The 15,816-nt window shown below is 44.4% G+C and carries 11 protein-coding genes; 2 read left to right on the top strand and 9 right to left on the bottom strand.

Annotated elements, in window-relative coordinates; translation table 11 throughout:
• Position 1: 1 nt before the first annotated feature.
• Together T489_RS0100180 and T489_RS0100170 are read left to right on the top strand one after the other, a co-directional pair.
• A complete protein-coding gene (locus tag T489_RS0100180) occupies positions 2 to 1,348 on the top strand; it encodes a zinc ribbon domain-containing protein (protein ID WP_031578031.1) in 1,347 nt (448 codons plus the stop codon).
• A gap of 334 nt (positions 1,349 to 1,682) precedes the next feature.
• Complete coding sequence (locus tag T489_RS0100170) at positions 1,683 to 3,038, top strand: NAD(P)/FAD-dependent oxidoreductase (protein WP_031578030.1); 1,356 nt, start codon at positions 1,683 to 1,685, stop codon at positions 3,036 to 3,038.
• Positions 3,039 to 3,384: 346 nt separating this feature from the next.
• On the opposite strand, the gene T489_RS0100165 is transcribed toward T489_RS0100170, so the two are convergent.
• From T489_RS0100165 to T489_RS0100115, 9 genes are all read right to left on the bottom strand, one after another.
• Positions 3,385 to 5,082 carry an AAA family ATPase gene (locus T489_RS0100165; protein WP_031578029.1) on the bottom strand — a complete coding sequence of 566 codons (1,698 nt, stop codon included), beginning with the start codon at positions 5,080 to 5,082 and terminating at the stop codon, positions 3,385 to 3,387.
• A gap of 558 nt (positions 5,083 to 5,640) precedes the next feature.
• Positions 5,641 to 6,978 carry a Na+/H+ antiporter NhaC family protein gene (locus T489_RS0100155; protein WP_051621648.1) on the bottom strand — a complete coding sequence of 446 codons (1,338 nt, stop codon included), beginning with the start codon at positions 6,976 to 6,978 and terminating at the stop codon, positions 5,641 to 5,643.
• Between the two features lie 328 nt (positions 6,979 to 7,306).
• Positions 7,307 to 7,903 carry a hypothetical protein gene (locus T489_RS0100145; RefSeq protein ID WP_031578027.1) on the bottom strand — a complete coding sequence of 199 codons (597 nt, stop codon included), beginning with the start codon at positions 7,901 to 7,903 and terminating at the stop codon, positions 7,307 to 7,309.
• 1,065 nt (positions 7,904 to 8,968) lie between these two features.
• Entirely contained in the window at positions 8,969 to 9,535 is a 567-nt protein-coding gene (locus T489_RS0100140) for a hypothetical protein (RefSeq protein WP_031578026.1), read from the bottom strand.
• A gap of 304 nt (positions 9,536 to 9,839) precedes the next feature.
• Positions 9,840 to 10,595, bottom strand: a complete 756-nt coding sequence (locus tag T489_RS0100135; RefSeq protein WP_031578025.1) for a PP2C family protein-serine/threonine phosphatase — start codon at positions 10,593 to 10,595, stop codon at positions 9,840 to 9,842.
• Positions 10,592 to 12,514 (bottom strand): AAA family ATPase, encoded by a 1,923-nt coding sequence (locus tag T489_RS0100130; protein ID WP_031578024.1) that lies wholly within the window; start codon positions 12,512 to 12,514, stop codon positions 10,592 to 10,594. The genes T489_RS0100135 and T489_RS0100130 overlap by 4 nt, the downstream gene beginning before the upstream one ends.
• A 2-nt stretch (positions 12,515 to 12,516) precedes the next feature.
• Positions 12,517 to 13,125, bottom strand: a complete 609-nt coding sequence (locus tag T489_RS0100125) for a 4Fe-4S single cluster domain-containing protein (protein WP_031578023.1) — start codon at positions 13,123 to 13,125, stop codon at positions 12,517 to 12,519.
• Positions 13,122 to 13,892, bottom strand: a complete 771-nt coding sequence (locus T489_RS0100120; protein WP_031578022.1) for an FHA domain-containing protein — start codon at positions 13,890 to 13,892, stop codon at positions 13,122 to 13,124. Before T489_RS0100120 ends, T489_RS0100125 begins: the two co-directional genes overlap by 4 nt.
• A 152-nt stretch (positions 13,893 to 14,044) precedes the next feature.
• Positions 14,045 to 15,772 carry a coiled-coil domain-containing protein gene (locus tag T489_RS0100115; RefSeq protein WP_031578021.1) on the bottom strand — a complete coding sequence of 576 codons (1,728 nt, stop codon included), beginning with the start codon at positions 15,770 to 15,772 and terminating at the stop codon, positions 14,045 to 14,047.
• Between the last annotated feature and the right edge of the window lie 44 nt (positions 15,773 to 15,816).

Genomic DNA, 15,816 nt, shown 5'->3' with positions numbered 1-15,816 from the left:
TATGAGATGTCAGGAATGTAACGCTGAACTTGATGATGACGTGCTGTTCTGCGAAAAATGCGGTGCAAGAATATCAAAGGATAACAGCATTGCAAGCAAACTTCATTTTTCCAAGAACAGACCTGCAGCGGCAGCCGAGGGGACTTCCGGAGGTTTCTACAGCAGTACAAATAAAGGCAAGAGCACTGACGCCAACAACAGTGTTGTTTTTGATGCCAAAACCATTGAAGACGACGTGGCCAACATCGTAATCGACAAGTCTGAGCCGGTTCCGACACAGCAGGCTCCTGTCGTTGATGATATTTCCGTTGAGGCAGAGGAAGCTCCTGCTGTTCAGTCTTCAGACAGTGAGATTACCCTGGATCTTTCCGGAGAAAATTCAGGAACTGAAGAGCCTGTTACCGAGGATCTTTCCGCTGACACATCAGTTACGGCTGACGATACGCTGGATTTTTTCGCAGAAAACTCTTCAGCCGAAGAGCTGATTACTCCTGAAGTGCAGGTGAATTCTGCCACTTCATCGTTCTCTTCATCTTCACAGGCCGGAGCAGGCGGTATTGCCGCCATGATTCAGAAGGCCATGAACAACGCAGGAACCGACGGTGCTTCATCTGAGCCTGTGGAAGCGGTACAGGAATCTCCTGTCTCTGACGATGCTCAGCGGACTTCCGTTGCGGAAGAAATGGCTGACATACCTGCACAGGAGACCGAAAATCAGCCTGAGGAGCAGCCAAAGACTGAAGAAAACGAAAGCGGTGCAGAAAATAATGAAGGTGATGATGACATCGCCGGAACCTTTACCTATCTTGCAGGGGCGGCAGAGAGACAGATAAATGCGTTTCTCGGCTGTGCCGCCGGTGCGCTGGTTCTTCTGGTGCTTGCAGTGGTAACGACTGATTTTATCAAGGTGCTTATGGCTATCCTCGGAGCCGGCTGTTTCGGTTATGCCTTCTACGTTACTCCGAAGGTTATTGAGGCTACCGTGAATGCTCTGGTCAAGGGAGAGGGATATTATTTCATTGAATACGTAAATGAAATCAGTAAATACATGAAGACCGCTGTTATTCCTGTGGGAGCAGGCATGGCACTTCTTCTCGTTGCCATGATTCTGGGATGGAGCGATCATGATTACGGTGCCAAGTATGTAACTCTGCTTTCCATGTTCGCCATGGCCGGCGGTTTTGCTGTGTCAGGCGTGTGTGCTGCAAGATTTGCGGTGACTAACAAGATTTTTGATGAGCTGGCTTCAGGCAACAAGCCAAAGAAAAACTATTCAGACGTCATCAATTATGTCGCAGCAGGCGTGGTTTTTGTTATTGTCATTCTGTCTGCGGTTATGGCGGCATAACGGATATATTTTTACTTTTTTATGATTTCGTCTCCGGTTCGGTTTCCCTGGCCGGAGATTTTTTATTCATCTTGCAGTATTTCCGAGCTGTGTTTCATTCTGTATAAACAAGTCGTGCTATAATCCCTAAAAAGTGGTTTCAGTGCCTGATTTCACTGAGTTTTTATGTTGCGGTAATTTATGGCTGCATAAAAATGAAACTGACGGCTGCATTTCGGTGCCGGTGCTGATCATAAACAGAAGAGAACGTCCGCCTGTCAGAAGATGTTCCGCATAAAAAGATAACATTATCAGTATTTACTACATAATAAGAATTTTGTGTTTTGAGGTTTGTATGAGTTTCAATATTGAACGTAACGGCAAAAAAAGAGTGGTTATCATAGGGGGCGGTTTCGGAGGATTAAGGCTGGCCCAGGGGCTGAAGAAATCAAATTTTCAGGTGATTCTTGTCGATAAGAACAATTACCATCAGTTCCCGCCGCTGATTTATCAGATTGCCACGGCAGGTCTCAATCCAAGCTCCATTTCCTTCCCTTTCCGCAAGCTGTTTGAGGATCGCAAGGACTATTTTTTCCGTATGGCGGAACTTACCTGTATCTATCCTGAAGGTAACTACATTCAGACTTCAATAGGTAAGATTGACTATGACTATCTGGTACTGGCAAACGGTACAAAGACCAACTTCTTCAACAACAAGAACGTTGAGGAATGGGCGATACCGATGAAGACCGTGCCTGAGGCCATGGGACTCAGAAACACTCTTCTGGCAAGCTTTGAAAGATCCATAACCTGTTCCAATGAACAGGAAAGGAATGAATTCCTGAACATTGTTATTGTAGGCGGCGGTCCTTCAGGTGTGGAAATCGCCGGCGCCATTGCGGAAATGAGACGTTATGTTCTGCCGAAGGATTATCCGGACATGGATACCTCAAAGGTTCACATTCATCTTATCGAAGGCGGAAAGAGACTTCTGGCTGGCATGTCGGAAGAATCTTCAGAAAAGGCTCTGAAGTTCCTTCAGAGCATGAATGTCGAGGTGAAGCTCAATACCTTTGTAACCGATTATGAGGATCACAAGGTCAGGATGAATGACGGCTCCGCCATAGGTACCAGAAATCTTATCTGGGTAGGCGGTGTAACGGCAAATCAGGTAAACGGTATTCCTGACAGTGCTCTCGGACGCGGCAGACGTATCATGGTCGATAACTACAGCAGGGTTAAAGGCTTTGATAATATCTTTGCCATCGGCGATATTTCTCTTATGGAAGGTGATCCTAAATTCCCTAACGGACATCCTCAGATGGCTCAGCCTTCAATTCAGCAGGGTGAGCTTCTGGCCAAAAACATTATTGCCATGGAGAAGGGGAGGCCTTTGAAAGGATTTGTGTACAAGGATCTCGGCTGTATGGCTACAATCGGTAAGAACAAGGCAGTGGCTGAAATTGCCGGGTGCAGGCTGGGCGGATTTTTCGCATGGATACTCTGGATGGCCGTACACCTGGTTTCAATTCTCGGTGTTAAAAACAAGTTCTTCGTGTTTATGGACTGGATCTGGAGTTATTTCACCTATGATCAGTCAAACCGCATGATTCTGCGTTCTACTCAGAGCAAGGTGATGAAGAATATTGAGGATACCCTGAGAGAGCTTCACGGCCATGACGATCATAAAGAACCGACAACAGAGAAGTAAAGGTATCTGACGGACACGTACACCTGTGCGGGTCTTCTGACTAAACAGGCTCTGCAGAAAATGCAGAGCCTGTTTTTGTATGCTCGGCAGGCATGATTTCTATAGGCTCATCAACACGTTCAGTTGAAACCGAATACTGAACATCAAAATCAAAATGTAAAACGGATGACTACTTTCAACAAAGCACTCTGCGAAAAACATTCTGAAGAATAAGCTGTATGTTTTTATACCAAGGATACAGTTATTAAGCGAATTTTGAATAAGCCTCAACGTTATGTTTCTGCATTAAAACGATTTCCATTGATTATAGGTCTGGATTTTAGTATCCGCTGAAATATGCGTCTGCTTAATTAAGTTTTTCAATAAGGCACTGGTGATCTTTAGTCTTTGTGCTGTAATTTATTCCTACAATTATGATGTTTTTGAACTGTCCGGTGTAGCGTTTGCAGTATTCCTGTTTTTTAATCTGAGCAATGGCTTCTTCAGCAGAACCGTCATACTTAAACTCAATCAGGATTAGTGGCTGTCTCCTTGTTATTGGTTCATACACTAAATCAACTCGTCCTTTGCCTGACTGATCTTCACGGTGACAGCTGTAATCGTCAAGAGTTGACCATAAAAGTCCGGTCATTACACAATAAGTGAGTGATTCCTCGTCATTGTAGTCGAGCAGAGTTACAGCCGAAGAATTGTGGATTTCCTGAATAAGTGTAGCTACGGTTGCTCCATCAAGTTCTTTTATTGCTTTTAGCAGGCTTTCTGAACGTTTTATTGTTTCCATTCGCTCGTACCAGTTCTGCTCTCTGACAATATCCATCAGCACTGCTTTGATTTCAGCATTCGGAACATAGGCAACTTTACGATATTGATTTTTTGTTTCTGCACATCCAAGGTAACCGAGGCATACCAGAAGACTGAAGACATCATTTTTATCTTTGATGTTTACCATATCATTCTGGAAATTTGCACAGCTGAAAGTAACTTCATCACCTTCGATTAAATTGATGATGTCTTCCTTTATGCCTTGAAAATCAGTATTGATGAGGCGTACAAATTCTTCGTTTGATGAAGTTCCGCTCCAATAGCTTTTGCACTTACCATCGCTGACAGCAGAAACAACAGAGTTGGGGTTATAAATATCAATGCCATTGAGTTTATATCCTTCATACCATTTTTTCAGTTCCTGATGTGATAATGTGCAGTCAGGTGATTTTACAATTTCGGCAACCTCATCTTCGGTGAAACCAAAATATGTCTCAAATGGTTCGGGGGCGAGCATATTGTATTCTTTAAAGCCGTTTAAAGCTGATTGAGAGTTATATTTCTTGATAGGAAGAATACCGGTAAGATAAGCTAAAGCAAAGCAATCCTGACCATCTTTTGATTTAAATAAACCTCGCAGAAACTCTATAAACTTTTCCTGTAATACCGTTTCATTTTTGTACTCTCTGTATATCAGATCCCATTCATCCATAATTAAAATAAATGGTTCACCAGTGTATCTGCATATAACATCCAATGCTGAAGATAAAGATTTCTTTCCAACAAGGGGTGCTTTATTTATTTGTTCTGCGTAGTTTTTGTTTTCTTTCAGATCCAGAATAACCAGGTACTGCAGAAAATCTACGATGTCATCGATATCTTCGATATAAAGGGATTTGTCTGACGTATACGAAATATACTTATCCTTTATGGAGTTCATATCGATGTATATGACATTGTATTTATTCAGGTGTTCTTCATAATTTTTTTCTTTGGAAATTTTCAGATTGTCAAAAATTTTTTGTCCTGCATATCCTTTGGAATAATAAGCTGAAAGCATGTCAGCAGTTACTGTTTTACCGAATCTGCGGGGGCGGGTTATGGCAAAGAAACGCTTATCGGCACTGATCTTTGCGGATATCTTTCCTATAAAATCTGTCTTATCCACAAAAATTTCAGAATCTTTGAATTTAACCAGCCTGATAAAGCTGTTATCTTTATCAGGGTTCAGAATATTTCCCATAACTTTAACTTCCCCAAACTCAACATCATCTGCTGTCATTTTATCACAGCACTGAATTTTTATCCGTGATACAGGATGGAACTTCCTTTGAACAATTATCCGTACAGCTCATCTGTCAGTAATTTAACCAGTATCAGCAAATAATTCAACAGTTATGATTCCTGCATAATTTTTAGTGAATAAATATGACGTATCCTTAATACCGGTGATTTAGGTGTATTTTTAAACATGTATTGATCTTTATGGCTGTTGAATAGAACACGTCGCGGTCTTAACGCAGTCATTAGGCTCGTGAACAGAAGCATTTGCGGCTTCTGCCTGTTTGGCTGATGCATCATGTCCGTTTCCTTTGCTGTAGCTGATAAGAAATTTCACCTATGCTCAGTCAAACCGCATGATTCTGCGTTCTACTCAGAGCAAGGTGATGAAGAATATTGAGGATACCCTGAGAGAGCTTCATGGTCATGACGATCATAAAGAACCGACAACAGAGAAGTAAAGGTATCTGACGGACACGTACACCTGTGCGGGCCTTCTGACTAAACAGGCTCTGCAGAAAATGCAGAGCCTGTTTTTATATGGCCTGATAATCTGAAATTATCTGGCTCTGATGATGACTATGGCTACGAATATCGCCAGAATAAACTGATAGAACAGCCACGGTACGATGGTTATGCTGCTGATACCCATGATGCTGGCCGCAACGAGAAGCTGAGCTCCATACGGAATAATACCCTGCAGTATGCATGAGCAGGTATCGAGCAGGGAGGCGGTAATTCTGCCTGATACTCCGAATTCACGGCTGATGTCCCTGGCAATAGGGCCTGCAGCCACTATGGCTACGGTATTGTTGGCAGTGGCTATATCCATGAATGAGGTCAGAACCGCAATGCCGAACATTCCTCCTCTTTTGTCGTTAAAGTGATTTCTGATATATCCGAGGATGACTTCGAAGCCGCCGTTGGCTTTAATCAGAGCGGAAATAGAGGCAACCAGAATGGTAACAATCATGGTTTCAAACATGGATGATGTGCCTTTGCCCATGGCTTCGAATGCTGACGCATAACTGATGGTATCAAGACCGAAACCGAAGGCAAGAAACAGTATTATGCCGATTATCAGTACCACAAACACGTTGATTCCGGCGAGTGCCAGAATAAAAACAATGAAATAAGGCAGGGCTAGCAGGAATTTGAAGTCGTATTCGCCGACGGTTTCCGTACCGGTGCTCAGAGATATGAAGGTAAGTACAACAACGGTCAGTGCGGCTGCGGGCAGCGCCAGCTTTATATTTGCCAGAAACTTTTCCTTCATCTGCACGCCCTGGGTTTTGGTGGCGGCTATGGTGGTGTCGGATATGAAGGACAGGTTATCACCGAACATGGCTCCGCCGACGACGGTTCCCGCACAGAGAGGAACGGAAATACCGCCGTTTCGGGCAACTACCAGTGCTATCGGAGCCAGAACACTGATGGTACCGACGCTGGTGCCCATGGACATGGAAATAAGACAGGCGATGACAAACAGACCGAGTATCGCAAAATTTGCCGGGATGATGTTTAGCAGCATGTTTGCCGTGCTGACGGCACCGCCGGTAACGGAAGCAAGTCCGCTGAAGGCACCTGCCAGCAGGAATATAAGCAGCATGATGGTGATGTTGCTGTCACCTATGCCTTTACTGCAGATGTTTATTTTTTCTTCAAAATTGAGTTTGCGGTTCTGTATGAAGGCGGCAATCAGGGCAATGCCGAAGGATACCACCACAGAAGTGATGTAGAAGCCCATTTTGCCCTCGATGGGACTAATGTACTCATAGTAAATGCCGTTTCCGAGGTAGAAGACCAGAAAAATAAGAATCGGAAACAGAGCCTTGATGTTCGGCTTCGGTCTGATGCCGTCCTGATAGACGTTGTCTGAGTTGTTATTGTTTAGCATTTTTTGGTTACCTTTATTATGTATTCCGGACCGTTGTATTGTGTGTGACGGGAAGGTTCCGGAGTGTCTGTGATATCTGATGAAACGAATGCTTTTACGAAATAAGGAGCGTCACAGGCGGACGATGTCTGATTCATAAAAGGATTCGTACTGTGATTTTATACATAACCACGGCATGTAACAAGATTCTTTTTGTTTAAAAAGTGAAAAAGTTTATTATTCCTTTAGGTATACTAGGATATTAGATAAGGAATATCCCTGAAATGAAAGGGACCAAAATTATAATTATCAATGAATTAACAGTGTTGAAGAGCCTCCTGCGGAGAGGTCAGGATATGATATATCTGTAGAGTTTCAGATACAGGTGTCTTGTCCAGTACAGAAAGATAAAGGAGAAGTTCATGATGATGACGGCAAATGAAACAAGGGCTTGAACAAACGTGAAATGACCGTCGTGCAGTTCATCGAAATCAGCCAGAACCTTAAATGAAAAAATTGCCATGCAGCATCCGATTAGGGTCCAGGCCGCAAAATCAAGAATGATTCCGCTGATTCTTGAGCGCAGAGTCTGATTAGTGAACCTGCGGGTGAGTAAATAAATGACAGGAGGCAGTGAAAGAAAAATCACGCTTCCAGTATATCCGTCGTCGTATAACGTTTTGAGCCCCGTGAGATACATAAAGGCCAGGAATCCAAAAAAGGCTTTTTTTAACAGTGTCAAGAAACTGTCTTCGGGGTTGACGAATAATCTGAAAATGCGCACATACAGATGGCGACTGAAATACAGAAACAGCATGGATAACTGTATCAGTGCCATAATCATTCTGAGGAAACTGCTCTCCGGTCTTATACTGTTTTCTTGAATGACAACGCTGGATACGGAAAACAGTATAAAACCGAGTAATGTCCACATCAAAAAACGCATATTCAAAATCTCCTGTTTAAAATTCTGAATACATCAGAGTCTGACGGTATCCTGCCGTGAATAAATTAATGCCAAAATGTCAATATCATTATTATACGTGAAAAATAAGAAAGAGTGATCATGAATTTATATATCTGCAGAGAGAATTAACATAATTATTGTTTCGCAGCTGAAAGAGAATGATGAATCCTTAAGAATAATTACGGTAAAAACTGACGGATAAGTAGGGGATGCTTATTTATGATTATTGATAAAATTTAATATTAAAAATCTTTAACGGCAGGGGGCTTAATGAGTGTTTTTCAGAACGGATATAGTGCAGACTGCTTTCAACATATACAGAGAAAAAAGTTATGATGGCCGCAGTCGGATAATCCATCCTGTTCTCAATATGGATTCATGTAATTTTCTGTTTCCAGTACATTATTTCTGAAAAACATGGGGTATAATATTAATTTATATGATTAGGTGACAGAAATATATTGATTAATGAAGATTAATTTTAAGGCTTCATAATTAATCTGCATTAATCGTGATAATCAATCATGTTGAAATTATAATTAATCTGATAAGTCATATCCCCTGCCGGAATTTTTCGGGCTGTTATATTAAGAAGAATCCTAAAATAATGTCACTTTATAAGTAACATGATGTTCTGGTGACTACCGAAATCTGTGGAGGGAGCCGTGGTCAGATTACTTTACCGTGGAAGACATAATCTGCGGAAATGAAAAATTTTCGCGCTGGATAAATCTGAATATTTTAGAAAAGCAGTTGATTTATTTTAATGTAAAAACGTACTGAAAAATCATCAGGATAACACTGCTGTTTCAGCCATTCCTTAATAAAGTCTGTTCTTTATGATGATGAGGCCGGAGACGATTTTACGTAGAATGAGACTAAGCATGTTTCGTACAGAGGTTCACACAGAGACTAAGGCATGCCATTTTTTAGAAGAGGAATGCCTGCAGACGAAATGAATGCAGGCATAGATCAGCTGTTTTAAATAAGTGTGTCAGATATCCGTAAATACAGACATCCTTTAGGCTGTTGCATGAGTGAGTCTCAGTACTTCTTCAGAGCTACAAATGCTTTAATCCAGACAACCAGCAGATACAGGACGACCACGATGGAAATGAGTGAAAACATCAGACAAGCCACATGATGCTCCTGTAAAAATCCGTTAACCATTGCTTCACCTGACTGTATTTCATCTTTATGTTCCAACACAAGACTGAAGCCTATAAGGAAGCCTGTTACGACACAGCCAACCATATAAATACCGTATGTCCACAGAGCTATCGAAACCCAAGTACGATCTCCGTACATTCTGGCTTTGTCAAAGAAACTCCTTACCCTTGTCATGGTAATAAAAGTAACTATGGCCGCCGGAAGTCCCATAATGGAAAGAATCCCGGCAGACACATGTAATGCCATCGCAATAATCATCCATTTACGGCAGGATGAGGCTTCATTTCGAAGCTTCATATCCGTTCTCATATAGCCGCTGCTCATATAGTTATCGGTATTGGTTCTGTATCCGTTGCCCGAATAGTCTCTGTTGTAGTTTCCGTCTGGGGCTGTGGTGTATCCGTTGTTTGAACTGTTATTGTTCTCACTGCCATTGTACATGGTAAATATTCCTTGTGATGTGATGTAAACAATTAGGTCATTATACCCTGAAATCCTGATTTCTGTCATTTATAACTCATGATTTGATAAGTGCAGCACTGCAGAAACTGAATGCGGTTTATGAATTTAAGGTTTCAGGTGGTACCCAGCTCCTTTTTTCCTGCAGCTATCCAGACATTTTTTGCTGCCGCTGAATGTTACAGGTGCGTAACTCAGCCTGCTTCCGCCAGAAAAAAAATAAAAAAATCCCGGACGGCAGGCATGGTAAGAACCGTTCGGGATATACGTGATTTAATGCTATTTTCTACAGCTCGACTATAAGTACGGTTTTATCGTCCTCCGACTCCAGTTTCAGTGCCTGAAGGATCAGAAGATCAGCCTTTTCTCCAAGTGAGAGGTCGTCCCGGTTGAGCGTGTCTTCCATAAAATCAATATCAACGTAGTCGTGGATGCCGTCACTGGTCAGAATAATCATCTTCTGGTTTGGTGAGACCTTCAGACTGTTCACCTGAATCCTGTAAAGCTGCTTTTCATTACCGCCTCCGAGACAGCTTATGATTTCGTTTTTAGGCGCTTTTTCGGCTTCTTCAGGCATCCCCCGATCCATAAGCATCTGATAGGTTGTATGGTCGGTGGAAACCTGTCTTAAATAACCGCCGTTAAGTGTCTGGATTCTGGTATTGCCGGTGTGCGCGATTTTAAACGTATTACCGTCAAGGTAGACCATGCTCAGGGTTGTGGCCATGGTATTCTGTCCGGGAACCGTGGCGGCATAGTCTATGAGCCTTCGGTTGATCTCCTTAAGTGTTTCGGCATATGTGGTTTCGTCTCCGGAGACGTTCATGGTACTGAGAGTCCTGACGGCAAACTCAGATGCCTTTCTGCCCCCGGGGAGACCTCCCACGCCGTCTGCCGCGGCAATAAGAACCGGCGAGGATATTTCCGTTTCGGTTCTGTTTTCATGAAAAATCAGCGGACTCCTGCCGGCTCCCATGATAAGAGCGCTGTCCTCGCATTCCTGATGATAAGGTCCCTTTACGATATGACAAACAGCTTTCATGGATTACCCTCGGTAAGTGTGCAGTTCAGACTGACGGAACCATTGTCCGTGACTATGTCGTTGATTGTGAGGCCCGTGTTACTGCGGATTCCGTTGTCAAACATGTATCTCGACAGCGGATTTATCAGATATTCTTCAATGATGTTGCCGATACCTCGACCGCCGTTCTCCAGATTCCCTGCGGCAAGCTTCCGGAGGTTATCCGTGGCTTTATCGCTGAGGGACAGAGTGATATTCTTGCTTTCGAGAAGCTCACGTCTGATTTTGTTAATCAGTGCATCAGTGATTCTGTCGGCGGTTTCCGGACGTATGAAGTCGAATACCACAATGTTTTCACCGATACGGTTCAGAATTTCCGGTCTGTTGAGCTGGTACTTGAAGAAATGCTCAATGGCTCCGCCTACCTTTTTGCGGATGGTTTCATAGTCGTCTTCGTCCGGAGTGACGTTCTGTATCTTGCGGATCTGGTGGGTTACGGGATCTTCCACATCCACATAGATTCCCAGGTTACTGGTGAATATGATGATGCATTCGGAGAAATAAACCGTATTGCCCTGACCGTCAGTCATTCTGCCGTCTTCGAGAATCTGTAGGAATTTGTCCAGAATGGTAGGGGACGCCTTTTCGATTTCGTCGAACAGCAGGATGGAGAACGGATTGTTCTTTACCGCATTGGTAAGCTGACCGCCGCGTTCGTATCCCACGTATCCCGGAGGAGCACCCAGCAGCTTCTGGTCACTGTGCGACTGGCTGTATTCACTCATGTCGAATCTTATGCATCTGCTTTCATCGCCGAAGATCTTCTGTGACAGAGTTTTGGCAGTCTCTGTTTTACCGGTACCGGTAGGGCCGGCAAAAAACAGCACGCCCTTCGGTTTTGTGTGGGAGGAATGTTGCAGACCGTTCATTCCCGTCATGGCTCGCTTTACCACATCAAGAGTTTTGGCAATGGCGTAATCCTGCCCCTTCACACGCTGGTAGAATTCCTGCTCGGCGTGTTCAAAATCTTTAAAATCCAGTTTTTCCCATGGATTGTCCTTTACGCCGTAACGGTAAAGATCCACCACCTTGGTGAGTTCGTTCAGATGGAATTTCTGATTTTTGCAGAGAATGCGCAGATCGTTGAGAGTGGTGTAGGAAAAACCGTCGGTAATGCCGGTGAATTTTTCCTTGAATTTCTTAAGCTCCCCGCGACCGGACTCATCCTCGTATCTGCCTATTTCCGCCTGATAGATTTCCCTGTCGAAAAAAGATTTGAACTGGGTGTCCACGAAACTGAATCGTTCTTCCTTGGTAGGTGGCTGTATGTTGATGGTTTTGCTGAGCGGATTGTCCAGATAGAACCATACCGGCAGGTCGTTGACCTTCTGGGTGAGAAGGATTACGGTGTTTTTAAGATGAACGCCGCTGCTCTCAACCACTTCGCTGCTTCCAAGTACTGCTTTCTGCAGACGGGTGAAGCTCAGCACGTCGTCAGGTGAAAGCTGGGTAGGGCTTACGATGTATCTGGATACAAAATCCATGATAACGGCCACCGATTCCTCCTTCTGACCGAGAGCAAGGTCTATGATCTCCGCGGCATTTGCCCCGCGTCCGCTGAACGGCGCAGCAATGTGGTCTTCGGTAACATCCCCGCTCACCAGAGCAGCAAAATCATCAATGGCTTTCTTTCCGTCGTCACAGCTGTCGTTGTAGAAGCCCTTAAGATGATCGTAAAAAATCACGTGGTGGTAACCGAGATTACGGAAGAACGCATTCAGATAATCCTTAAGATTAAGAATGACTCCCTTGGACTGATAATCGTTTTCCTCCGGATAGACATATTTATCCATGATATTGCCTTCGATGATAATCTGAGGCTTTATGCGGTTGAATATGGTCAGTTCCTGATGCCATTTAGGCAGCTCATTATTATCCATGTTTACACCCTTATAATTCCTTTTTTCAGCAGACGTTCGTGCAGTTCCCGACTGTAGTCGGGGTTGTGGATTCCCACGGAAATAAAACCGTCAGACGTCCGGAAGTTCTGTATCTGATTCCGGCCGGAGCTGAGGTAGTTTAGATAAAATTTCTCACGGTTCTTCTGCAGAATGTGTATTCTCTGATTGTCAGAACCTCTCAGAAAACAGTTGTTGTTGCGCTCCTCGATGTATTTCCCGTCAATCAGTACGGTGATGAAGTCAAGAATGTCCCTGTTTTCCCCGGTGTTGATTTCCTCGTAGTTAAAACCCGTATATACCAGAATGTCTTCCGATATTTCCGCAAGCTTCGGCAACAGTATGCGCAGTGCGTCCTTCTGCAGAAAGGGATCTCCGCCGGTGATGGTAAATCCGTCAATGGGAGAACTTGCGGCTACCGACCTGACTATTTCGAGAATATGATCTGCGGTAGTCTCGTATTTCTTCTGCATCTGCCACAGTTCCGGATTACTGCATCCCCGGCATCCGTGAGTGCAACCGGCAAACCATATTCCCATTCTGTTTCCAGGTCCCAGAACTCTGACGGGATAAAGCAGTCTGGCTATGTTCATCTGCGGTACTCTACGGTGAAGCATCCGGTTTTTTCAGTTCCCCAGAAGCCTCCAAGTGATACCCTGTCCCCGTTTTCAAGCGGTCTTCTGCGTCCCTGTTCAAGTTTGCAGTCGTTGACGAAGGTGCCGTTGGTGCTGTTAAGGTCCGTGATGGTCAGCGTTGACTGAATGAGGGAGATTTCCGCATGACGGCGGCTTACATAATCGCAGTTTCTCAGAAAACCGCTGAGAACCTGCTCTCTGCCTATACTGAATACCGGATTTGATTCGGTGACTCTGAAGATTTCCTGTCCGTCTGAAGACATCAGTCTGATTTCAGGTACTGCCATGACACGGCGCGGTTCCGGTCTGGCTGAGGGAGCGGCCGCCGGTGCGTCCTTCGGTAAATGAACTCCTCTGATGCTCTTTAAGGAGGCTTTGCATTTTGTGCAGATTTTGGCAACACCGCGGTTTTTCTGTCCGCATTCAGGACAGATTTTTACGAATTCCGTACCGACATCATTTTCTGCTTCGGAATTATGAGCAGCAGGGGATGCGTCTGCTGCTGAAAAAGGAGTGTTTTCTGAAGCTGAAGCGGCCGGTTTCCGCGGTACGGCTTCTTTTTCTGCGGACGTCACCTCCGGTGAAACTGCCGCTTCAGGCGGAGTTTCCTGTTTCAGCGTCGGTTTAATGTTTGTAAGATCGCAGCCGCATGCTTCACATTCAGTGGCTGTTGCCAGATTTTCGGTCTGACAGTTGATGTTTGGACAGATTTTTATTCTTGCCATGATTGTTTTTGTCCCGGGTTGATGTTTTTTTCGGTAAAAGCTGATTTACCGCTCTTATCCGTTATTATACAGAAAGAATACCGTATTCCGCCTTATAATGCCTGTAAAATGCGACTGAGCATTACACTCAGGCGGAAATTTAAGCAGGGAGGTTATTCGTCTGCGGTGAGGTGCTTCTGTTCTTCCGCAGCCGCCTGTCCGGCATGAGTCCTGCGGCCGGCATGAGCCCTGTTCAGCAGCTCCTCAATGGTTTCATCATCAATGTCATAATCACGGAGATTATGGATCTGACCGTATTCGAGATCAGGAGGAAGATCGTGACCGTCCTTCAGTTCAAGGCCTTTTGATTTCAGCTTTTCCTGAATGATTTTGTAGTCACTGCAGAATTTCTTCATGTCTTCAACCTGTTCACGGGCTTCAGCCTCATCAGGTTCGCGATCCGTATCGTCGATACCGCCGAGCTCTATCGTAAGGTAGTTATCCGTCATGCATACGCTGATGGCTGAGCTGTCGTTGAAACGGTACAGCGCTTCATGTCCGTATCCGCGTTCATGTTCAACGCTGTAGCCGATAACGTCATATCCCATTTCCTTCATGACTTCGTTGATGGATCTGCTGATATATCTGTTGTTGTAGTCATCGTACAGATAATCCTTCAGTCGGGACACTTGTGCGTATATGTGGTTGATGCCTTCTTCAGACATGGCAAAATTCCCGGGCTCCTCGTTGAGCTCGTTGCAGAGAACAACATACTGGTCATAGGCTTCATTGTACTGCTTCAGAAGTTCCTGATAGTCTTCGATTTCATCCTTAAGCTGTTTAATCTTCGGATCTATGGAAAGAGCGTAGAACTGACGCATGTATTCAAGGTTGTCTATATTTGCTTCCATGTTTTCCTGCCACATGCTTCTGAGATCCGCAAGCTTCTCCCTGGTCTTGTCCTGCATGCTTCCGGACTGTTCCAGGACATCGAATTTTCCGGTTACGCGCTCATGCAGTTCGGCAAGGATCCTCTCACGTTCTTCTAGCTGTTGTTTTCTTTCCTGTTCCTGTCTGTCGGCTTCGGCCTTTCTTTTTGCCGCTTCCTGTTTTTCTTTTTCACGGATCTGCTGCAGAAGACCGGAGATTTCATCAGACAGTGTGTTAAGATACTGAGCCTTGAGCTGTTCCTTTACCTCCTCGCACCTGGATGGGAAGGTATCGATCTTCTCCTTAAAGCCGCGGTACAGACTGAGAGAATCGGCAAGATACTGTTCCTCGTCTTTCCTGGCATCTGCTCCCAGAGATTTGCACAGCTGCGGAGCAGTCTGCATGCTCTGCATGTGGAACTCGTAGATATCGTTAACCAGACTGCTGGAGCTGATGCCGTACTCCTGCATTCTGTTCATGACTTCCTCCAGAAGGTTTGCATGCTTCTTAAGCTCTTCATCGATCTGAACTTTGATTTCACCGACGCATTTTCTCAGATTGCTGATTCTGAGGAGCTTCTGTTCGTAAAGATGATTTATGCGACTCTGTTCATCGGCAACCTGCTTCCAGACCTGTCTTATGCTGTCGGCTGCGGAATCAAGCTCTCTCCTGCGGCTTTCAACAGTGGAGACGGGGGCACTGTTTGCAACCTTTATGCTGTATACCGTTTTTTGGAGTTCCTCGGCATACTGCCTGAATTTCTCACAGGAGATACCGGTTTTGAACCCGGATTTTGCGGAAATTGTGGTTAATTTATCAAGCTGGTTCATGATTTCCGGAAGAAGTGAAAGCACACTGTTTTTTTTACTGTTGAAGCTTCTTATGAGCATCTGTCTGTTTCTTTCCGCCTCCATGCGGGCTATTGCTTCAGAATTCCGATTGTATATTTTCCCGTCTTTTGGACCGCTCATTCCCGTATTCTCCTTAAATCATGCTGTCTGGAACGTCTGTCTCC

This window comes from Ruminobacter sp. RM87 (genome assembly GCF_000701925.1).
In the GTDB taxonomy this organism is placed as follows: domain Bacteria; phylum Pseudomonadota; class Gammaproteobacteria; order Enterobacterales; family Succinivibrionaceae; genus Ruminobacter; species Ruminobacter amylophilus.
The sequence above is the reverse complement of the archived record's forward strand: the minus strand, read 5'-3'. Positions and strand labels throughout refer to the sequence as shown.

Coding starts and splice junctions, on each gene's coding strand:
- T489_RS0100140 (WP_031578026.1), bottom strand. CDS start 9,535: ATGTACAATGGCAGTGAGAACAATAACAGTTCAAACAACGGATACACC.
- T489_RS0100145 (WP_031578027.1), bottom strand. CDS start 7,903: ATGCGTTTTTTGATGTGGACATTACTCGGTTTTATACTGTTTTCCGTA.
- T489_RS0100135 (WP_031578025.1), bottom strand. CDS start 10,595: ATGAAAGCTGTTTGTCATATCGTAAAGGGACCTTATCATCAGGAATGC.
- T489_RS0100130 (WP_031578024.1), bottom strand. CDS start 12,514: ATGGATAATAATGAGCTGCCTAAATGGCATCAGGAACTGACCATATTC.
- T489_RS0100120 (WP_031578022.1), bottom strand. CDS start 13,892: ATGGCAAGAATAAAAATCTGTCCAAACATCAACTGTCAGACCGAAAAT.
- T489_RS0100155 (WP_051621648.1), bottom strand. CDS start 6,978: ATGCTAAACAATAACAACTCAGACAACGTCTATCAGGACGGCATCAGA.
- T489_RS0100165 (WP_031578029.1), bottom strand. CDS start 5,082: ATGACAGCAGATGATGTTGAGTTTGGGGAAGTTAAAGTTATGGGAAAT.
- T489_RS0100170 (WP_031578030.1), top strand. CDS start 1,683: ATGAGTTTCAATATTGAACGTAACGGCAAAAAAAGAGTGGTTATCATA.
- T489_RS0100115 (WP_031578021.1), bottom strand. CDS start 15,772: ATGAGCGGTCCAAAAGACGGGAAAATATACAATCGGAATTCTGAAGCA.
- T489_RS0100125 (WP_031578023.1), bottom strand. CDS start 13,125: ATGAACATAGCCAGACTGCTTTATCCCGTCAGAGTTCTGGGACCTGGA.
- T489_RS0100180 (WP_031578031.1), top strand. CDS start 2: ATGAGATGTCAGGAATGTAACGCTGAACTTGATGATGACGTGCTGTTC.